Source organism: Sphingomonas jeddahensis (assembly GCF_001981525.1).
GTDB classification, from domain to species: domain Bacteria; phylum Pseudomonadota; class Alphaproteobacteria; order Sphingomonadales; family Sphingomonadaceae; genus Sphingomonas; species Sphingomonas jeddahensis.
The window spans coordinates 61,853-82,338 of sequence record NZ_MPSB01000005.1 but is presented as its reverse complement, the minus strand read 5'-3'; the positions used below and the strand labels follow the sequence as shown (position 1 = coordinate 82,338).

Annotated in this window: 21 protein-coding genes; 3 read left to right on the top strand and 18 right to left on the bottom strand. The window is 65.2% G+C overall.

All coding sequences use genetic code 11. The features are described from left to right. Positions 1-78: 78 nt before the first annotated feature. Positions 79-648, top strand: coding sequence for an aminoacyl-tRNA hydrolase (gene pth, locus SPHI_RS07280; RefSeq protein WP_076744238.1), 570 nt, complete (start codon positions 79-81; stop codon positions 646-648). An 8-nt stretch (positions 649-656) separates the two neighbouring features. Here pth and lptG read toward each other — a convergent pair whose 3' ends face one another. The 8 genes from lptG to SPHI_RS07240 all read right to left on the bottom strand — a co-directional run bounded on the left by lptG (position 657) and on the right by SPHI_RS07240 (position 9,780). Next, positions 657-1,748, bottom strand: coding sequence for an LPS export ABC transporter permease LptG (gene lptG, locus SPHI_RS07275; protein ID WP_076744237.1), 1,092 nt, complete (start codon positions 1,746-1,748; stop codon positions 657-659). Continuing rightward, positions 1,745-2,941 carry an LPS export ABC transporter permease LptF gene (gene lptF / locus SPHI_RS07270; RefSeq protein ID WP_198927832.1) on the bottom strand — a complete coding sequence of 399 codons (1,197 nt, stop codon included), beginning with the start codon at positions 2,939-2,941 and terminating at the stop codon, positions 1,745-1,747. The genes lptG and lptF overlap by 4 nt, the downstream gene beginning before the upstream one ends. Positions 2,942-3,021: 80 nt before the next feature. Next, the gene (locus SPHI_RS07265) at positions 3,022-4,941 is read right to left on the bottom strand and encodes an ATP-binding protein (RefSeq protein ID WP_456299950.1); all 1,920 of its coding nucleotides are present in this window, start codon (positions 4,939-4,941) and stop codon (positions 3,022-3,024) included. A gap of 58 nt (positions 4,942-4,999) precedes the next feature. After that, positions 5,000-6,262: a serine palmitoyltransferase gene (spt, locus tag SPHI_RS07260; RefSeq protein WP_083719883.1), complete on the bottom strand. Its 1,263-nt coding sequence runs from the start codon at positions 6,260-6,262 to the stop codon at positions 5,000-5,002. Positions 6,263-6,359: 97 nt separating this feature from the next. Continuing rightward, entirely contained in the window at positions 6,360-6,602 is a 243-nt protein-coding gene (locus tag SPHI_RS07255; protein ID WP_076744235.1) for an acyl carrier protein, read from the bottom strand. A gap of 56 nt (positions 6,603-6,658) precedes the next feature. Next, positions 6,659-7,540 (bottom strand): NAD-dependent epimerase/dehydratase family protein, encoded by an 882-nt coding sequence (locus SPHI_RS07250; RefSeq protein WP_076744234.1) that lies wholly within the window; start codon positions 7,538-7,540, stop codon positions 6,659-6,661. Further along, a complete protein-coding gene (gene proB, locus SPHI_RS07245; protein ID WP_076744233.1) occupies positions 7,537-8,637 on the bottom strand; it encodes a glutamate 5-kinase in 1,101 nt (366 codons plus the stop codon). Before proB ends, SPHI_RS07250 begins: the two co-directional genes overlap by 4 nt. A 66-nt stretch (positions 8,638-8,703) precedes the next feature. Then, a complete protein-coding gene (locus tag SPHI_RS07240) occupies positions 8,704-9,780 on the bottom strand; it encodes a fatty acid desaturase family protein (RefSeq protein ID WP_076744387.1) in 1,077 nt (358 codons plus the stop codon). Between the two features lie 108 nt (positions 9,781-9,888). On the opposite strand from SPHI_RS07240, the gene SPHI_RS07235 reads away from it, so the two are divergent. Then, positions 9,889-11,043, top strand: coding sequence for an N-acetyltransferase (locus SPHI_RS07235; protein ID WP_076744232.1), 1,155 nt, complete (start codon positions 9,889-9,891; stop codon positions 11,041-11,043). Between the two features lie 118 nt (positions 11,044-11,161). Here SPHI_RS07235 and SPHI_RS07230 read toward each other — a convergent pair whose 3' ends face one another. The 10 genes from SPHI_RS07230 to SPHI_RS07190 form a co-directional block, all read right to left on the bottom strand. Next, entirely contained in the window at positions 11,162-11,407 is a 246-nt protein-coding gene (locus tag SPHI_RS07230) for a hypothetical protein (RefSeq protein ID WP_076744231.1), read from the bottom strand. 262 nt (positions 11,408-11,669) lie between these two features. Continuing rightward, a complete protein-coding gene (gene xth, locus SPHI_RS07225) occupies positions 11,670-12,443 on the bottom strand; it encodes an exodeoxyribonuclease III (RefSeq protein WP_076744230.1) in 774 nt (257 codons plus the stop codon). A 10-nt stretch (positions 12,444-12,453) separates the two neighbouring features. Beyond that, a complete protein-coding gene (erpA, locus tag SPHI_RS07220; protein ID WP_076744229.1) occupies positions 12,454-12,792 on the bottom strand; it encodes an iron-sulfur cluster insertion protein ErpA in 339 nt (112 codons plus the stop codon). Positions 12,793-12,862: 70 nt separating this feature from the next. Next, positions 12,863-14,071, bottom strand: coding sequence for a M23 family metallopeptidase (locus tag SPHI_RS15110; RefSeq protein WP_076744386.1), 1,209 nt, complete (start codon positions 14,069-14,071; stop codon positions 12,863-12,865). A 127-nt stretch (positions 14,072-14,198) separates the two neighbouring features. After that, positions 14,199-14,987, bottom strand: coding sequence for a ferritin-like domain-containing protein (locus SPHI_RS07210; protein WP_233130776.1), 789 nt, complete (start codon positions 14,985-14,987; stop codon positions 14,199-14,201). Further along, on the bottom strand, positions 14,984-15,430 hold the full coding sequence (locus tag SPHI_RS07205) for a peroxiredoxin (protein ID WP_076744385.1): 447 nt from the start codon (positions 15,428-15,430) through the stop codon (positions 14,984-14,986). Before SPHI_RS07205 ends, SPHI_RS07210 begins: the two co-directional genes overlap by 4 nt. Then, complete coding sequence (locus SPHI_RS07200) at positions 15,414-17,975, bottom strand: bifunctional [glutamine synthetase] adenylyltransferase/[glutamine synthetase]-adenylyl-L-tyrosine phosphorylase (RefSeq protein ID WP_083719882.1); 2,562 nt, start codon at positions 17,973-17,975, stop codon at positions 15,414-15,416. The genes SPHI_RS07205 and SPHI_RS07200 overlap by 17 nt, the downstream gene beginning before the upstream one ends. Before the next feature lie 365 nt (positions 17,976-18,340). Beyond that, positions 18,341-18,982, bottom strand: coding sequence for a sigma-70 family RNA polymerase sigma factor (locus SPHI_RS07195; RefSeq protein WP_076744382.1), 642 nt, complete (start codon positions 18,980-18,982; stop codon positions 18,341-18,343). Between the two features lie 103 nt (positions 18,983-19,085). Continuing rightward, positions 19,086-19,229, bottom strand: coding sequence for a hypothetical protein (locus SPHI_RS15105; protein WP_198927831.1), 144 nt, complete (start codon positions 19,227-19,229; stop codon positions 19,086-19,088). 42 nt (positions 19,230-19,271) lie between these two features. Continuing rightward, positions 19,272-20,069, bottom strand: a complete 798-nt coding sequence (locus SPHI_RS07190; protein WP_076744227.1) for a response regulator — start codon at positions 20,067-20,069, stop codon at positions 19,272-19,274. A 326-nt stretch (positions 20,070-20,395) separates the two neighbouring features. Here SPHI_RS07190 and SPHI_RS15410 point away from each other — a divergent pair, with 326 nt between their 5' ends. After that, positions 20,396-20,485, top strand: coding sequence for a NepR family anti-sigma factor (locus SPHI_RS15410; RefSeq protein ID WP_158049647.1), 90 nt, complete (start codon positions 20,396-20,398; stop codon positions 20,483-20,485). Position 20,486 lies beyond the last annotated feature (1 nt).

Genomic DNA, 20,486 nt, shown 5'->3' with positions numbered 1-20,486 from the left:
GCGACGTCCCCCGCCCGTTTTCGTTTAAACGCTGCCCTAGGCGCCACGAAGTCATCGAACGCGATCAGGAGAATCAACGTGCAACTCTGGGTCGGCCTCGGCAATCCGGGCGCGCAATATGCGATGCACCGCCACAATGTCGGCTTCATGGCGCTTGACGCAATCGCGGCGGTTCACGGCTTCGGTGCGCCGGCCAAGAAGTTCCAAGGCTGGGTGCAGGAAGGCCGGCTGGGCACCCAAAAGGTGCTGCTCCTGAAGCCCGCAACCTTCATGAACGAAAGCGGCCGCAGTGTCGCCGAGGCGCTGCGCTTCTACAAGCTCGGCGCGGATGCCCTGACCGTCTTCCACGACGAACTCGACCTTGCCGCCATGAAGGTGAAGGTGCGCCAGGGCGGTGGGCTTGCGGGGCATAACGGCCTGCGCTCGATCGACCAGCATCTCGGGCCCGATTTCCGCCGAGTCCGCATCGGCATCGGCCACCCCGGACACAAGGACCGGGTCACCGGCCACGTGCTGGGCAATTACGCCAAGAACGAAATCGAACCGCTTAGTGATTTGCTCGGCGCGCTGGCCGCGGAGGCGGCGACGCTTGCCGCAGGCGACGACGTCCGCTTCATGAACGACGTGGCCCTGCGGCTGCAGAGCTGACCGCCGCCCTATTCCTCCGTTCGCAGCAGCACCGCTTCGCCGATCAGCAGGAACAGCAGGAACGGCGCCCAGGCGGCGAGGATCGGAGGATAGGCGCCGAGATTGCCCATCGCGAGCGCGAAATTGTCCGCAACGAAATAGGCAAAGCCCAGCGCCATGCCGATCACCGCGCGGACGAACAGCTTGCCCGAGCGCGCGATGCCGAAAGCCGCAACGGCACCGAGCAGCGGCATCAGCACCGACGACAGCGGCCCAGAGAGCTTATGCCACAGCGCGCCTTCCAGCGCCTTGGTCGGGCGGCCGGCGGCGGCGAGATCGTCGATCGCCTCGTTCAGGGCGCGGAACGACAGGCCATCGGCATTCACTGTCGACAAGGTGAACTGATCGGGCGCCACGCCGCGCGCGATGATGATCGTGCCGGGCTTCGTGACTTGTCCGCTCGCCACGTCGAAGCGGCGCGCCGGCCCGATCGCCCAGCCATCGCCGCTGCGCCGCCCGTTGGGAGCCGTGATGATCGCGCGCAGGCTGCCGCCGTCGCGCTCGTACAGCGTGATGCCGCCGAGCTGCGCGGCGGCACCGCGCCCGCGGATCTGATCGACCTGGATCAGATCGTCACCGGTGCGCACCCAGACGTTTGCGCGATCGCCGCGATCGATCGGCAGCGGCCCGTAGTTCACCTTCTGCCACTGCGCCAAGGTGGCAGTGGAGCGCGAAACGACCCGGTCGTTGAAGGCGAAGCTAAGCACGGCCACGCCGACGCTGGCGATGATCAACGGCGCCAGCACCTGATGCGCGGACATGCCCGATGCCTTCAGCGCGACGATCTCGCTGTTCTGGTTCATCGTGATCAGCGTCAAGATGGTACCCAGCAGCACAGAGAACGGCAGGAAGCGTGCGATGATCTGCGGCACGCGCAGCGACATGTAGTGCCACACTTGCGCATCCGTATTGCCCGGCACCGCCAGGATCTTGCCGGATTCGCCGAGGAGATCGAGCGCCTGAAGGACGAGCACCAGCCCGGCGAGAATGCCGAACGTGCGCACCAGGAACATCCGGCCCATGTAAAGTGCGACAGTACGCGACGGGAAGAACGATGTCATGCGCGCGCCTCCCGCGCGCTGCGGCCGGGCAAGCGCCGGGTGATAGCCTTCAGCGCCTTGCCCGCGCCCCGTTCCAGCGCGCCGATCGGCTGTCCGCCGGGGACATAGGCGAGCATGTAGTACATCCAGATGATCAGCGCCGCGAATATCGCGAACGGCCCCCACAGGGCAATGAAGGGATCGACCCGGCCGAGCTCACCGATCGACGCGGCATATTGGTTGACCTTGTGATAGGCGACGACGAAAACAATCGACAGGAACACGCCTAGTGCGGAGGTCGAGCGTTTCGGCGGTACCCCGAGCGCGACCGCTAGCAGCGGCAGCAAGAACATCATCGCGACTTCGGCGAGCCGGAAATACAATTCGGATTGGCTGGCCTGGCGCAGCTCGGCATTGTTGCTGGTCGCGCCAATGCGGGCGAGTTCGGGGATGGTATATTCAAGGTTGCGACCGCCGCGCGCACGGAACTGCTCAAAGCGCGGCAGATCGATCGGCAGATCGTGGACGCTGAAGGTCAGCACGCGCGGCGTCGGGAAATTCGCGCGATTGTGGATCAGCGTGCCATTGGTGAGGCGAAAGATGATCGTGTTGGGATCGTCGGTGGCGAAGAACTGGCCACGCTGCGCGGTGACGCCGATCCAATCCCCCGCCGGTGTCTGCGCGCGGACGAAGATGCCCGACAGCTCACGCCCCTTGTCGCGGCTACGCTCGATCCGCAGCGTCATGCGATCGCCCAGATGCGTGAACTCACCGACCTTGATCGAAGCGCCAAGCGCGCCGGTGCGCAGCTCGAAGCGCAAGCCCTCGTAAGCATAACGCGCGCGCGGCTGAATGAAGCCGACGATCGCGAGATTGATGAGCGCGAGTCCGATCGCATACATGTACGGCACGCGCAGCAGCCGGCCGTAGCTCATCCCGACGCCGCGCATTACGTCCAGCTCGGACGAGGTGGCGAGGCGGCGGAAGGCGAGCAGGATACCGAGCATCAGCCCGATCGGAATGCCGAGCCCGAGATACTCCGGCAGCAGATTGGCGAGCAGCTGCCACACCACGCTCACCGGCCCGCCCTCGGTAGCGACGAAGTCGAACAGCCGCAGCATGCGATCGAGCACCAGCAGCATCGCGGAGATCACGAGCGTCGAGAACAGCGGCAGCGCGATCAGCCGGGCCATGTAGCGGTCGATCGATTTCATGAGGCGCGGCTGAATATCTCGGTCTGGCGGACGGAGGGCCGGTATAGGCCAGCGGGTGGGGAGTGCCAGCGTTTTTCGGCTCACTCCGCCGCGATGCTGTGGGTCGCATCTGGCCGGCTGCGCCCCAAAGCCTCGGCGATGGCGCGTTCTAGTCCGACGAGGGTGAAGGGCTTGCGCAGCACATGATGGCCGCCAAACATCGCCACGTCATGCGTTTCGCCCGCAAAGCCGGTGACGAACAGCACGGCAACGTTCGCATGACGATAGTCGAGCGCGGCGATCATCTCGGGCCCGGTCTGCCCGGGCATCAGCACGTCGCTCAGGATGAGGTCGATCGGTGCCTGACGATCGAGCAGCGACGGTGCGTCCAGCGGATCGGAGCAGGAGATGGGCCGGTGGCCGAGCTCCTCCAATGCGCCCACGGTGGCCGCGAGCACACGCGGATCGTCCTCCACCACCAGCACGCGCAGGGACTGCAGATCCTGCGGCGTTGCGATCAGGGCCTCATCCTCGGCGGGCTGCTGCAACATCACGGTTTCGAGAGGAAGCATCAGCCGAACGACCGTACCGCGGCCAGGGGTGCTGTCGATCGCGACCTCGCCATCCAATTGGCGCACCAACGAGAAGACTTGGCTGAGCCCAAGACCGGTCCCCTTGCCCACCGGCTTCGTGGTGAAAAACGGCTCAAACACCCGCTCCGCAACCTCGGGCGCCATGCCGCAGCCACTGTCCTGCACCGCGATGACGACATGATCGCGACCGTTGGCGTGCCCGGACTTCGCGGTGATCGTCAGCGTTCCTCGCCCGTCCATGGCGTCGCGTGCGTTGACGGCGAGGTTGAGGATGGCGTTCTCCAGCTGCACGCGATCAACCCGGACGCAGGCGCCGTCGGCTGCGGCGACGATCTCGATCCGAATGCCATCGCCCAGTGTTCGGTCGAGCAGGTCGCGCATGCCGGACAGCAACGCGCCGACCTCAATCAACTCCGGATCGATCGCCCCTTCGCGCGCGAAGGCCAGCAGCCGCCTGGTCAGCTCCGCCGCGCGCGTGGCACCCTCCCTGGCGCTCTCGACATGACGACCGACGTCACCCCCGCCGTTCGCCAGTCCGCGCTGTGCCAGTTCCAGTCCGCCGATCACAACCGCCAGCATGTTGTTAAAGTCGTGCGCAATGCCCCCGGTCAGCTGGCCGATCGCGTCCATCTTCTGGGCTTGGCGCAGGCGCGCCTCCTGGCTGCGCAGCTCCTCCGTCGCCTCAGCCACCGCCAGCGCAAGTTCACCGGCACGCGCGCGCTGCGCATCCGCCTCGGCTTGCGCCCGCGCGCGACCGGTTAGCGCACGGACGGTGAGCCAGCCGAGCGCAATGGCACCGATCAGCAGCAGGACACCAAATGCCGACAGCACGAATGCCGCACGGGTCGAGCGGTCCACCAGCGCCATGGCTGCATTCGTGCGGCGAACCAGCAGGCTGCGCTCCCCGGCAATGATCGAGTCAAGCGCCTGATTGATATCGTCGAGCGCCCTGGACTCGCGGGCCTGGTAGAAACGCGCGAGCGCTTGGGCGTTCTTGCCGTAATTGGTCGATAGCGCGATCAGCGACAACTGCTCGCCGCGCGCCCGATAAGCCACGCGCAGCTTGTCGATCAGCACGTGCTGTTCTTCATTGTCGCGCGTCAGCTTCGACAGCCGACTGATCTGGTCGCCCGCGCGCCGCCAATCTTCGTAATAAAGCTGCCCCAACTGCTGGTCACCGGAGATGACGTAACGGCCCAGCGACGCCTCCGACCGCGCAATCGTGCCCGACAACCTGCCGGCCAGAACCATGACGTCATAGCTGTGCGACTGAAGCGAGACGGCGCGATTACGCTGCTTGTTCGCCTCACCCAGCGTCAGGATCAGCGCGACGAGAACGCCCACGCCGAGCACGCCCATCACGACAAGCGTGATAGTGCGCCAGGCCGAAGCCAGACCTCCACGGGCCCCCGCACCTTCGTCCGCGATCACGGTCGACAGGCCTAGCAGAAGCGGCGACTCGGCGGAAGCAGCCGGTTGGGCGTGCTCAGACGATCACGCCCGTAGCGCGGCCTGCGGCTTCGAACATGCCGATCACGCGCGCCATCTGCTCGCTGGTATGTTCGGCGCAGACGGAGCAGCGCAGCAGGAACATCCCCGCTGGCGTCGCCGGCGGACGCGCGACGTTGACGTAGAGCCCCGCTTCCAGCAGCCCATGCCACATGCGCACAGCCTGCTCCTGATCGTCGAGCAGCACAGCAACGATGGCGGATTCGGGCGCGTCGGTGGGCAGGCGGAAGCCGAGCTGCTTGAGGCCGGCGTGAAGCTGGCGCGTGTTGGCCCACAGCCGCTCACGCTTGTCGGCGGCGTGCATCAGCTTGCGGATCGACGTGGCGGCGGAAGCGACCACCGCCGGCGGCAGGCTTGCCGTGAAGATGTACGGGCGGCAGACGAAGCGCAGGATCTCGAAGCTGGGATGGTTGGAGACGCAGAAGCCCCCCACCGTGCCGACCGACTTGGAAAAGGTGCCGATCACGAAATCGACCTGATCCTCGAGCCCCTGATCCTCGTACACGCCGCGGCCATGTTCGCCGAAGAAGCCCATCGAGTGCGCTTCGTCGACCAGCACCATCGCGCCATGCTTCTTGGCGACGGCGACCATCTCCTTGAGCGGCGCGATGTCGCCGAGCATCGAATAGACGCCCTCGAGCACGACGAGCTTGCCCGGCTCCTTGGGCAGACGGCCCAGCCGCTTGTCGAGATCCTCGACCGAATTGTGGCGAAAGCGGACCACCTCGGCATTGCCCATCGCGCAGCCGTCATAGATGGACGCATGGCTGTCGGCATCGAGAATGATATATTCGCCCTTCGCCGCGATCGCCGAGATCACGCCGAGGTTCGCCTGGTAACCCGTTGAGAAGACGATCGCGCCCGACATGCCGTAGAAGTCGCGAAGCGCGGCTTCGACTTCCATGTGATCGTGGAACGTGCCGTTCAGCGCGCGGCTGCCGTTCGTGCCGGTGCCGAACTTGTCGAAGGCGTTCTTGCCGGCGGCGATCACGTCCGGATCGAACGTCATTCCCATGTAATTGTAGGTGCCGAGCAGGATCGTCTCGCGGCCCTTGATGATCGCGACGGTGGGGCTCTTCACCTCCTCCATGACGATGCCAAAGGGATCGCGCAGGCCGGAGGCGAGCAGCGCCTCACGCTCGGCAATCAATGGTGCGAATTTATCGAACAGGTCGCGCTCCGACGGAACGGTCGGGAGGTCGGCGGGCAAAGCTTCCGCCTGGAGGCCGGTTTCGGTCATAGATTCCTGTCCCAAACCGTTCGTGTCCGGCAACGTCGAGACGCCACGCGCAACATAGGCGGCACGTTCCTCGACATCGCTCGGGACGAACGGGTGCTTAGTTCTTCAGCTTCGCCACGGCGTCGGCGAGTTGGCCGACCGTTTCGATTTCGGCCTGCATGTTCATCGTGATGATGATGTCAAATTCGTCCTCGATCGCGGCGACGAAATCCATCACCGTCAGCGAATCCCATTCCAGATCGCCCTGGAAGGTCGTCGCCTCGGTGACCGTCACGCCCTTCTTGTTGAAAGGCTCGATCTGGGCCGTGATGGTGTCGAAGATGCTGTCGCGGTCGCTCATCGGGGTTCCTTAACGTCCGCGGGCGCAGGTGCCAATCGAATGCGGCCGAAGCGTGGTCATCCCGCGATACCGTACGACCGGGCGGTTCCGGCAAGCCCATCGGCCAGCGGGATGGTCGGCGTCCACAAGGCTGCAGGCGGACGGTATTCGGCGCGCGCAGTCCAATCGGGATGCGTCAAATAGCCCACCCGATCGGCCGTCAGCTTGGCCCCTGTTCCTCGAACGGCGCCGTCCAGCCTGGCGCCAAGCCGAAGCAGCGAGGCCGGCAGATGCAAGGGCACGACGCGCCGGCCGACTGCTCGGCCGATCGCGGCGGAAAGAGCCGCGTGGGTAAGCACTTCCCCGTCATCGACCTCGAACATCGCACGCTGCTCCGGTGCTTCGGCGAGCAGGACGAGCAGTCGCGCGAGATCGTCGACGTGGATCAGCGACACCTTCCCCGGCGGCGGCAGCAGCGCCAGGCCGTAGCGCGCCAGCCTGAACAGATCCCGCATCTCCGTGTCGCCGGGGCCATAGACCCCGCTCGGCCGAACGATCGCCCAGTCCGCACCGCTCGCCACAACCAGCTCCTCAGCCTCTCGCTTCGACCAGCCGTAGTTCGACAGATCCGGCTCTCGCGCCGACAGTGAGGAGACATGGACAAAGCGCCGCGATCCGCTCGCCGCGATCATCTGACGCGTGCCGTCGATATTACCGGTGATGAAGCCGGCACGGTCGGGCGCGTTGACCACCCCCGCGATATGGATCACCGCAACGGCCCCGCTCACCAACTCGGTCAGACTTGCAGCATCGTCCAGAGCGCCGTTCACCCAGGTAACGCCGGCGCGTGGCGGCTGCGGCCGGCGGGTCAGCGCGCGTACGTAATGCCCGGCGGCCAACGCGCGCTCGATCGTCGCACGCCCGACGAAGCCTGTACCGCCGGTGAGCGCGAGGATCACAGCAGCGCCATGTGATTGCGATGAACCAGCGCCGATCGCGGAGCATAGCCGAGCAACACCTCATGCTCCTCGCTGCGCCGGCCGAGCAGGCGCTGCATCTCGGCGGCGTCATATTCCGCCAGACCGCGCGCGATCGGCCCGGCCGGCCCGTGAATCGCAACCACGTCGCCGCGACCAAATGCCCCCTCGATCATTGTCGCGCCCGCGGCGAGCAGGCTGCGGCCGTCGGCAAGCGCCTGTGCCGCGCCCGCGTCGATCTCGATCCTCCCCTTCACCGTTAGCCGGCCGGCGAGCCAGGCCTTGCGCGCCCGGGCGCGCCGTTCGGGAAGAAACATGGTGTGGCGCGCATCGATGGAAAGCGGTCGCTCGACCCGCCCGGACGCGATGGCGAGCGCGACGCCCGCCCCCGTCGCGATCCGCGCCGCTTCGATCTTGGAAACCATGCCGCCGGATCCCATGCCCGAAGCCGAGCCATCATCCGCCATGTCGGCGATCCGCCCATCGATCCGGTCGACCTGCGCGATATGCACCGCGCCCGGCTGCGCAGGATTGCGGTCGTACAGCCCATCAATATCCGACAAGAGGATCACCCCCTGCGCGCCCGCAGCCTGTGCAACGCGCGCGGCGAGCCGATCATTGTCGCCAAAACGGATTTCGGCGGTAGCCACGCTGTCATTCTCGTTGATTACCGGCACCGTGCCGAGTTGAAGCAGGCGCCCGAGCGTGGCAGCCGCGTTGAGATAGCGCCGGCGATCTTCGAGATCGTCAAGCGTGACGAGCATCTGCGCTGCCGTCAGTTCTTCGGCGGCGAGCACCTCCGCCCAGGTCTGGCTGAGCAGGATCTGCCCGGTCGCGGCGGCGGCTTGCGCATCCTCCAGGCTGGCACGCCCGCCACGCGGCAGGCCGAGCCGCCGCGCGCCCAACGCGATCGCCCCGGACGAAACGATCGCAACCTGCTGACCCGCGCGCGTCCGGTCAGCCACGTCCGCCGCAATGCCGGCGAGCCAATCGCGACGTACGGCGCCTGACGGATCGACAAGCAACGCCGATCCGATCTTGATTACGAGGCGAGCACAGGAGGCGGGCGCGAACAGCATCGCGAACCGCGATAAGCCGGCAACGGCGGATGGGAAAGGGCGCTTGGAGCCCTTCCCCGCCCCCGCTTAGCGCGGCAACATGGTGCTGCGGGCGATCTTGGCGACTAGACCCGGCATGCCGGCATAGTTCGCCTTGTAATACGGTGAACCCTTGTCGAGCACCGCGCTGAGACGACGGTGCGCTTCGCCAAGCGCATGGTACGGCAGGCCCGGCAGCAGATGGTGCAGCGCATGGTAGCGCAGCCCGACCGGCGCCCACAAAGCCGGCAGCGTCGACGGCGGCGGAACGTTGACCGAGTCGAGATATTGCGCCGTCACCGTCATGGCCTCGCCGTCATTCTCCCACAGATGGGCGACCAGTGTGCGCAGCTGGTTGATCACCGCGACGCCCGAAGCGACCGCCATGGCGATGCCGAAGGCACGCAGTGGGATTGTGCCAGTGGCGACCAGCGCAATCAGCGCCATCGCCCAAAGCGCGCAGGCCGCCTCTATCCGGTTCCATTGGCTGGCAAACGCCCCCTCCGGCATGCGGCGGCGGAACCCCGGATTGATCGCCAGCGCCGAATAGCGCTCGACGACGATCCGGCGCAGGCCCGGTACGATCATCGACAGCGGAGAAAGCACGCCATAGCGGAAGATCAGCGCAACCGGCGCCAAGGCGGCAACCAGCACGAACACCGGCAGTGACCAGGGCTTCATCAGCGCGAGCGGCAGATACTCGGGGTCCTCCGACGTGCCGTACCGCGTCTTGGCATGGTGAAGGTTGTGGACGCCTTCGTACATGAACGACGGCACCAACATAGGCACGCCAATGAAGATATTATAGCCCAACCGGAAGTGCGGCAGCGACGCATGCTTCACATGGGTGAGCTCGTGAATGAAGCTCATGCCACGGTACAACGCGAACATCGCAACGACACCGGCAACCAGCGTCAGCCACAAGGGGCCGGCTGCAATCGCCACACCAAGCGCAACATAACCGAGCAGCGCCGAACCGATGAAGTCGGCCCAGTACACCGCGGGGCGCGGCGCATTGAGATCCCGCGTCAACTCAGCGGCAGCCTTGAGCATCGCGCGATCGTCAGCGATCGGCGCGCGTGCGGCCTGCACAGCCGGTGTGCGGTCGAGAGTCATGGTCGTCATGGGCATGTCCATTGCCCCAAGATAGTGGCGAGACGGTGGCTGGAACAGGCGTGATCCCGGCGGAAAGGCCGCTCGCCATGATCGCCTGCGGCGATTACAGGACGGGGCATGACAGGCTCCCTCACCATCCGCCCGGTCGTGACCAAGCGTGACCGGCGCACCTTTGTCGATGTTCCCTTTCGGCTCTATCGCGACGATCCGAACTGGGTGCCGCCGTTGAAGGGCGAGGCGCTGGGGCTACTCACGCCAGAGAAAAACGGCTGGTACAGCCATGCCAAGGTGCAGCTGTTCCTGGCGGAACGTAACGGCGCCACGGTTGGCCGCATCTCGGCGCACATCGATACGCTGGCCCTTGAGATGCCCGCGGCGCAAGGGTTCGGCCCCGGCACCGGCCAGTGGGGGCTGATGGAGGCCGAGGACGAAGGCGTGTTCCGCGCCCTAATCGAACGTGCCGAGCAATGGCTGCGCGAGCAGGGCATGACTCGCGTGCTCGGCCCCATCTCCCAATCCGTGTGGGAGGAGCCAGGGCTGCTAATCGAGGGCTTCGATCATCCACCCACGGTGATGATGGGCCATGCCAAGCCTGCTTATCGCGGCTGGATCGAGGCGGCGGGCTACGCGCCAGCCAAACAGCTGATGACTTACGAACTGGACATCACGCAGGACTTCCCCCCGATCGTTCAGCGCATCATCAAATCGGGCGAGAAGAACCCGCGCATCAACGTGCGCGAGGTCGATAAGTCGCGTTTCGATGAAGAGGCAGCAATCATCCTTCGCATCCTCAACGATGCCTGGAGCGACAACTGGGGTTTCGTTCCCCTCACCCCGCCCGAAATCCGGGACGTCGGCGTCAAGCTGAAGCCGATCGTGTTCAACGACCTGATCCGGATCGCGGAGGTGGACGGCAAGCCCGTCGCCTTCATGATCACTTTGCCCGATCTGAACGAGCCACTGGCGAACTTGGGCGGTTCGCTGTGGCCGTTCGGCTGGGCCAAGCTCCTCCTGTGGCTGCGCCGCCCCAAGGTGCGGACGATGCGCGTGCCGCTGATGGGGGTGATCAAGGATCTGCAATCATCACGCATGGCGAGCCAGCTGGCCTTCATGATGATCGAATACATCCGCCGCGCCTCAGTGGAACGCTATGGCGCCTCGCGCGGCGAGATCGGATGGATCCTCGACGACAACCAGGGGATGCGGTCGATCGCCGAGACGATCGAGAGCCGCGTCAACAAGGTTTATCAGGTGTACGAGAAGGCGCTGTAGAGCGGTTGGCGAACTTCGCGCCGGCTTCGCGGCAGGCGCTTGGCGCCACCGCGAGGCCGGTACGATCATCCTCTCCTGCCGTGTCCTTGAGCGCCATTGCGCCCCCGAGCTCCGGCACTCAGCGCGTGGCCAGCGGATCGACGCCCTGTGCGACCCATTCGGCGCGCGTCTGGCAATGACGGCGCGGAAGGCGCGAGCCGGTTACGTCGCCGATCACGCACACCCGCCGCATGTCGGTGCTCGGCTTCACGTCCCTGCCCAGCGATTGTTCGGCGGGAGCGATGGGCGCAGGCGCCGGGGCGGGGGCAGGTTCGGGCGCAGCAGTGCCGAGGGCGAGCGCGGCGGCGAAAGCGTAGATCGTCATGGCGGGTTCCTTTCAGGTCCGGCAGCGCCCGATCGCGCCGCCGCCTGACACTTTGCATCTGCCGTGCCAAACTGTTGAGGAACGTGTTTTCAATGACTTGGCAAATCAACCCGCGCAGCAAGCACTGATCATAGGCGCTTTTCGCCAAGTGGCGGCGGATCTTGCCGACGCTTCATTGTACGGGTTCGGACACGCACTTGGCCGCTGTTCACCAGCGAACGCGCGATATCGGTAGCTTGTCTAGCAAAAGCGGCGCCGGACGCTACGGGCGCAGGCGCACCCAAGTGGGCGCGTGATCGCTCGCCTTCTCTCGGCCGCGATACTCTTTGTCGACACCAGCCTCGATCAAGCGATCCGCGACCGCGGGCGAGAGCAGGAGGTGATCGATCCGGAAGCCCGCGTCGCGCTGCCAGGCACCCGCCTGATAATCCCAGAAAGTCCACACGCCGCCACCGGGATGGCGGACGCGCAGCGCATCGGTCCACCCCTGCGCCACCAAGGCACGGTAACCTGCGCGGCTTTCCGGCTGCATCAGCGCATCGTCCTTCATCGCGCGGACGGAGAAGGTGTCATCGTCATTGGCAATCACGTTATAGTCACCCGCGAGCACCGCCGGCGTCTCTGAGACCAGAAGGGCACGGGCACGCTGCGACAAGCGCTCGATCCAGCGCAATTTATAGTCGAATTTTGGCCCGGGCTGCGGATTGCCATTCGGCAGGTAGATGGAAGCAACAGCCAGACCGTTCACATCGCATTCGAGATACCGGCTGTGCTCATCCTCCGGTTCGCCCTCCAGCCCGCGCTGCCGCTCGACCGGATCGACACCGCGCGCCAACACGGCCACGCCGTTGAAGCCCTTTTGCCCGTGCCACACCGCACCATAGCCGGCATCGCGCACATCCTGGATCGGAAAGGTTTCGTCGCTGGACTTGAGTTCCTGCAGGCAGACGACATCCGGCTGCTGCTCGGAGAGATATTCCAGCAAGCGCGGCAAGCGCGCCTTGATGCCATTGACGTTGTAGGTGACGATCTTCACGTCAACGGCATTACACCGAGAAGCTGGTGCCGCAACCGCAACCCGACGCAGCGACCGGATTGTCGACCTTGAACGCCGCACCGCCAAGCGATTCGACGTAATCGACCGAAGCGCCGCGAACGAGATCGATGCTCACGTCATCAACCACCAGCCTAACGCCATCCGTTTCCACGACGATGTCGCCCGCGTCCGGTGCGTCCGCAAACCCGAACTTATACTGAAACCCCGAACAGCCCCCCCCCTCAACCGAGAGGCGGAGGATCGCAGACTTATTCTGCTTGGCCGCAATGGCGGCAACCCGAGCCGCAGCGGCGGGTGTCAGGGCGATGTCGGTGGCGAGCGTAGCCATGACGAAGAGATAAGGCCCCCTGCCCCCGCCCGCAACCGGACTGATCCTTGGAACACCAATAAGCGGACGATCAATGGTCGTGAGCGTCCTGCGCCGCCGGGCCGGTTGTCGACACCGGGATCTGACCGACCGAACGATCCTGTACGGCCAGCAGATAATCCGCAGTGGTCAGGAACGGCACCGGATTCACCGCACGCCCGTCGATACGCACTTCATAATGAAGGTGCGAGCCGGTCGATCGGCCGGTCGACCCCATCAGGCCGATGATCTGGCCACGGCGAACCCGTGCATTGTCGCCGACAATGATCTTCGACAGATGGGCGTAGCGGGTCGCGATACCCTTTCCGTGATTTACCTCGACCATGTTGCCATAACCGCCCTGTCGGGCAGCATGGTTCACGATGCCATCGGCGGTTGCATAGATCGGCGTGCCGACCGGCCCGGGAATGTCGACGCCGGCGTGCATCGCAGCGGTGCCGCGGAAGGGATCGCTGCGCACCCCGAAGTTGCTGGTGAAGCGAAGATGCGCCACCGGCTGAACCGACGGGATCGAGATCACACCCTGTTCCAGCGTGTCGAGCTTCTTCCAGGTCATGAACAGCGAACGGAACTGGGCGTCGGCGTTCAGATCCGCGGTTGCTTCCGCACTCGCCGCCGGGATCAGCGGTCCACCCATTGCCTCAAGCTTGCGGCCCTTCACGAGACGCTCGGGCCGTAACCCGCGCTCACGAATTTCGCTGGTGGCGAGCGAATAACGGTCGTTGAGCTGGTTCAACGCCACTTCTGCCAGCATCGCCTGCCGACGCTCGACCTTGCCGAACGGCGCCAGCGCGAATGCCGCCAGCCGATCACCGTTCGGATCGATCTTGAGCGTGGCGAGCGCCAGCTTCTTTTCGTCACCAACGCCGGTCAGCGCAGCAGCGAGCAGCGCCTGGCGCTGCTCCAGCCGGGTGGCATGCTGTTCCGCGCTCTTGCGAACAGCGGCGACCCGAGTCTGCATGCTTTCGAGCTTGCGCTCCATGCCGGCGATGCGCTGCTCGGCCTGCGGCGCGGCAGTGAGGCCTGCCGCCGATGCGGCCTGCCCGGTCGCGGTTGCGGCGCCGTAACCGGCAAAGGCCACCACCACGGCCGCAGCGCTGGCCGCCACGCCTTGTGACAGGCCGTTCAGGCGCAGACGGCGAACCGAGCGCCCGTCATGAAAGATCACGTTACGCGGCGAAAAGAGAAGGCGGGCGCCAGCAGCGATGCGGTTAGCCGACGCGAAAGAAATGTTGGTCATCGAACCCCGAGCGAGATCGTTGAAACGATAGACGCCGAGGCGACCCGACGCGCTTTGATTCTTCAAAACTGGTCTGGATTGCGGCCCCCCGCACCCGGACATCCGCAACTGGCCTGTTCTTCGTGGGTTAGGCAATAGCGCCGTAGTAATCCCGCGTCAGGCCGGCAGAGTCACGCGCCGAGTCGTTGAACGGACCCTTCACGATCCCGCGAAATTGCGTTCCGATCAGCGCCTGCCAATGCGTGGCGGGGGTCAGGCCGCCGTCTTCGCAGGCGATCTCGAACCATTTGGTGCCAAAGCGAACGTGTCGGATTTCATCGGAATAGATGCGGTGCAGGATGCGCGCGCTGGTGTGATCACCGGCCCCATGGAACCGCTCCACCGTCATCGGTGTCACGTCGAGTCCGCGCGCTTCCAGCGCCATCGGAACCACCGCGAGCCGCGCCAGCGCATCCCCCGCCGTGGCACTTGCCGCCTCCCAAAGCCCGTCATGGGCCGGCAGCGCACCGTAGAAGCTGCCAAGCGAACGAAGGCGACGATCGAGAATGGCGAAATGCATCGCTTCGTCCGCCCCGACCGAAATCCAGTCATCCACGAACGCGCGCGGAAACTGCGCGCCGAAGCGCGCCGCCATGTCGAAGGCGAGGTCAATCGCCACGAACTCGATGTGCGCCAGCGCGTGCAGCAGCGCGAGGCGCCCGCGTTCCGAGCCGCCCTTGCCGCGCTTGGGCATGCGGTTCGGCGGCAACAGCTCGGGTCGGTCCGGCCGCGCTGGCTCCTCGGGCATTTCCACATTGAACCGGTGATCGAGCTTGCCTTTTCGCCACGCACGTGCGGCGTGGCGAGCGGCCCTCACCTTCTCGAGCGGCTCGGCAGTTTCGAGGACAATGCGCGCCGCCTCGGCAATGCTGGTCACAGCTGGCGGGCCGCTTCCAGCACCGCCGCGGCATGGCCGGCGACCTTTACCTTGCGCCATTCGCGCGCGACCTTTCTGGCACCGTCGAAAAGGAAGGTGGCGCGCTCGATCCCCATATAGGTGCGGCCGTACATCGACTTCTCGACCCAGGTGCCGAACGCCTCGCAAGCCGCCCCATCCTCGTCGCTCGCGAGCGGAACCGCGAGCTCGTATTTGGCGATGAACTTCTCGTGCTTCTTGGGCGCATCCTTCGAGATCCCGAGCACATGGACGCCGGCGGCCGCGAAATCAGCCGCAAGCGCGGAAAAGTCCTGCGCCTCCCGCGTGCAGCCAGCGGTGTCGTCCTTGGGATAAAAATACACAACAAGCGGCAGCGGCTGATCGCGCAGACGCAGCGCAGTGCCATCGGTTGCCGTCACCGTTACGTCAGGCAGCGTTTCCATGCGTCACTCCTTTCCACGCGGCCGTAACTTCCTCCCGCGCGCTGTCCAGCGCGGCCAGCACGGCGGCCCAGTCCGGCAACTGCAGCGCACGGGCGATCAGCGTCCGGGTGGCGGCGGCCTCCGGTTCGGCCGCATCGGGCGCGACCAATCGCAGCGTCACGATGAGCCGGGTGAGAAGGTCATGCGCCGCGGCCAGGCGGGGGGGCAGATCAAGCTCCGCAATGGCGCGACCAAGGTTGGGATCGAAGCCGGTGCGCCTCATGAGCTGCATGACGTGAACCGCAAATTCCAAGTCGACCAGACCGCCCGGCAGCAGCTTCGCATCGAGCGGCCCCATCGGCGGCTTGTGCGCCGCCATTTCTGCCCGCATCGTCAAGGCGTCGGCGGAAATATCGCGCTCGGGTCGATCCCCGTGTAGGACGCTTGCGATGATGTCGCTCAAGGCGCGGCGCGCTTCCGCAGACCCGAACACCGGGCGAGCGCGGGTCAGCGCCATATGCTCCCACGTCCAGGCGCTTTCGCGCTGATAGCGGGCGAACGATTCGAAATTGACGACCAGCGGGCCTTGCGCCCCCGATGGGCGCAGCCGCGTGTCGATCGGGTAAAGCGGGCCGGCAGCTGTAGGGACCGACAAAGCGGCGCTCACCCGCTGTGCCAGGCGATTATAGTAAAGCGTCGCGCCCAGCGACTTGGGGCCATCGGACTCCGCCGCAAAATCGCCGGTGAAGAGATAAACGAGGTCGAGATCCGAGGCATGGGTCAACGCCCCGCCACCCAGCCGGCCAAGTGCGAGGATCACGAACTCGCTGTCCGGCACACGCCCATGCGCACGGGCGAACTCGGCGACCGTTGCGCCGGCGAGCACCTCAATCGCCGCCTCCGCCACGCGTGAATAGCCCGCGGCCACGGCAAGCGGATCCGACACGCCGGCGATGATCTGCGCGCCCAATGCAAAGCGATGTTCGCCCACCAGCCGTCGGGCGTGATCGAGCCGCGCTTGAAAGTCATCGCTACGATCACCGACCTGCATGCCGCGGGCGAGCGTTGCCACGTCCGGCATCGCCTCGAACGCCGAGGCGTCGATCAGGCCGTCGAGCAGATCGGGCCGGCGGGCGAGTTCGTCGGCAAGCGTCGGCGCGTGGCTGAGCAATTGCACCAGAAGCGCGGCAAGCGCAGGGCGCGCTTCGAGCAGGCGGAAGATGTTGACCGCACTCGGCAGCCGTTCGAACAAGCGGTCAAGGCGGTTCAGCGCAGCTTCGGGCACCGGCGCCTCTGCCAGTGCGGTGACGAGGCCCGGCAACACCGCCTCCAGCGCCGATTGGGCAGCCGCGCTGCGCAGCGCGGGATAGCGCGCCCCGCGCCACGTGGCGATCCGTGCGGCGGCCGATGGCGGGTCGGCGAACCTCGCCTCGGCTAGCCGACCGACCAGCACCTCGGTATCGCTCGACAGGGCCGTCGTGGGCGGCGGCGCCAATCGGCCGAAGATGTCCGCGACGCGCGTGACATGCGGTTCCAGGTAGGCGAGCAACGCCGCGCCATCGCTGCGCCCATCGAGACGGGCGACCTGATCCAGCGCGTCGCCGAACGGTAGTGCATGGGTCTGGCGATCGTCGATCATCTGCACGCGATGCTCGATCGTGCGCAAAGCGACATAGGCTTCGGACAACGCCGCCGCGTCCCGCGGATCGACTCGACCGGCCTTGGCCAAAGCGGCCAGTGCCGCGCGCGTATCACCCGCGCGCAGATCGGGATCACGCCCGCCGTGGATCAACTGATGGATCTGTGCAAAGAATTCGATCTCGCGGATGCCGCCCCGTCCGCGCTTCAGGTCATAGCCCGGCCCAAAGGTCTGCCCCTGCGAATGATGATCGCGGATGCGGCGCGTGATTTCGAGGATCTCGCCGAGCGCACCAAAATCCAGGCTGCGCCTCCAGATGAACGGCCGGATCGTATCGAGAAACTGTTCGCCTAGTGCGATATCGCCGGCCGCAGGCCGCGCGCGAATAAAGGCGGCGCGCTCCCAAGGCAGTGCTTGCGATTCATAGTAAGCGATCGCCGCTTCAATCGGCAATGCGATGGGGGTGGCCTCGGGGCTCGGCCGAAGCCGTAGATCAACGCGCAAGACATAGCCGTCCGTGTCGCGCGCCTGGAGCAACTCGATCACCCGCCGGCCAATCCGCACCGCTGCATCGACGGGCTCCTCATTGCGGCGTCTCGGCAGCACTGCTGGATCGAAAAGGAAGATGGGATCGATATCCGACGAATAATTGAGCTCCCGGCTACCCTGTTTGCCGAGCGCAATCGCCACGAACCCGCCCGGCGAGGCATCGGGCGTCCGTTCCGTGATCGCTGTCCGGATGGCGAGATCAAGCGCGCCGTCGGCAAAGTCGGTCAGCCTGTTGGTTACCGCCGTTAGGTCGAACACACCCGCCAGATCACCGATTGCGACACGCAATGCGAACCGCCGACGCGCCAGGCGAAGCGCTTTCCCGGCCGGCAGATCGGGATCGAGCACCGGCACCTCCGCCAGTGCCGCAGCGTGCATCGCGCTGTCGCGCTGAAGCAGGTTCGCCAGAAAAGGCGAGCAATCTTGTGCCCTTACCACCGCGTTGGCGATGGCGGCTCCTCTACAGTTTTCGCTTGACAAGCAACTCCCCGCAAAAACAGCCGTGAAACCTTACGGCCTCTTCGCCCGTTCTAGCGCTTATGATGGGACATGAACATCGTCGGCAAGAGCGCAGCAGCGGCGGGTATTTCGTACGCCGTCCTAGGACCACCGATGCGATCGGGGAATCGTTGCGTCACGCTTATGCGGACGCGCGCAACCTTCCCGATGATCTCAGCCGCGCTTTAAGGGCGCTGGAGGGACTGCCTTCACGTCATTGATCGGCAGATCGGATGAAGGACGGCTCAGCGATCCCGGCTGAGTTCGTCCACCTCGTCCATGATCTCGTCGAGCGTCGGCTTCACGTTGGGAATGGCATGATCGGTTCGCGACGTCATGTCGCTGCCGCTCATCAGCGTTTCGAGCGCCACGCGACCGCGTGCAACCCGGCTCTTGATCGTCCCCACGGCGACGCCGCAGATCTCAGCCGCTTCTTCATAAGCGAAGCCGCCCGCACCGACGAGGATCAAGGCCTCGCGCTGGGGCTGCGGCAAATGCAGCAAGGCGCGCTGCATGTCGGCAAGCTCGACATGCTTGTCCTGGCTCGCCGGCGCCGCTAGCAAGCGATCGGCGACCAGATCGTCCCACTCGCCCTTGAAACGCGCGCGACGCATCTGCGACAGATATAGATTGCGCAGGATGATAAAGGTCCAGGCACGCATGTTGGTGCCGGCCTGAAACCGCTTGCGCGCAGCCCAGGCCTTCAACAGCGTCTCCTGCACCAGATCATCGGCAAGGTCGCGGTTGCCGGACAGCGAGCGTCCAAACGCGCGAAGGTGCGGGATGACCTGCGCCAACTGCTTCTTGAACTCGGGGTCGGACAGCGAGACGTGCTCGACCGCAGCCCCGTCGGCCGCGGTGTTATCACGCGGTTCAGCTTCGGTCATATCGTGTCGATCGGTCCCCGCACCGGAAGAATCCGGCATCCTCTCCGCAAGATAGGCATCGCCGGTCTGGTTTGCCAGCCGCTGTGTCAGCATGGTGGCGCCGTTACTGCCGCGCGAACAGCAGAACGGCGAATATCACCACGATGAGCACCAAGGACGCGCCAAGGATGTAGCGCGTCATGTGCGGCGTCGATCCGGCGCGCGCCTCATTGGTGTTCACTTCGATCCTACGGTTCTCGTCAGCCATGATCCGTTAAACGATCGAATTCCGTTTTGGCTCCGTATCGTTTTACGAAATTGGCGCAGTGGACTGATCAAAGAACAGCGCCTGGCTGATCGCCGCCTTCACGGTCGAGCGCTGGAACGGCTTGGTGATCAGGAAGGTCGGCTCCGGCCGCTCCCCGGTCAGCAGGCGCTCCGGAAAGGCGGTGATGAAGATCACCGGCACCTGGAATTCGGACAGGATGTCCTTCACCGCATCGATACCCGACGAATCATCGGCGAGCTGAATGTCGGCAAGCACCAACCCCGGGCGATCCTCGCGTGCCAGTGCCACCGCCTCGTCGCGGGTCACTGCCACACCGGTGACGTCATGGCCCAGATCGCGGACGATGGTCTCGATATCCATCGCAATGATCGGCTCGTCCTCGATGATCAGCACGCGCGCGCGGGTCTGGTTCTCGATCTCTGACAGCGCGTCGGAAACCAGCGTTTCCACCTCGCTCGCCGGGACGTCGATCAGATAGGCCGTGTCCTCAACCGTGAAGCCTTCCATGGCGGTGAGCAGCAGCGCCTGGCGCGACAGGGGCGTCATGCGCGCCAGGCGTGCACGGGCGATTGCTTCCTGATCGTCCACCTCACCCGGGTCTGCCTGTTGATCGTCGTTGGTCGAACTCCAGATCACCTGAAACGTGCGGTAAAGCCCCAGCCGCGGATCCACGTCGCGCGGAAACTCCTCCGGCGCGGCGACGATCGCCTCCAGCGTGGCGCGTACATATTTGTCGCCGTGCGACTGGCTGCCGGTGAGCGCCCGCCCGTATCGACGCAGAAAGGGAAGATGCGGGGCGAGCTGTTGTCCAAGCGACATGAGGCGGAACGACTCCCAATAGATGAAGGCATGGCTTTGACCGCCAACCCTTGATTGATCAACTTCACCGACGACCCCCCGCGGGCGTCACGCGCCCGACGACGCATTTCGTCGTCGGGCATGGAACCATCGAATGGCTTTTTGGTTTCAACGCTCGCCAGCCTTGATCAACAGGCTGGCGCCACGGCCTGTATCCGGCCAAGGAAATTATGGGCATCACACGGAACAGGTGTTTCGGGGGGTAAGCGTTGGTTTCGGACAAGGAAGCGCCAGAGAAGCCGATCAGGAAGAGGGGCGGCACCGCCGTTCAATCCAAGGATCGAGACATGGGTGCGGCGCTGCGGTCGATCTATCAGAAAACGATCGACGAGACCGTGCCGGATGAGTTCATTTCCCTTCTGGGTAAGCTAGACTAGA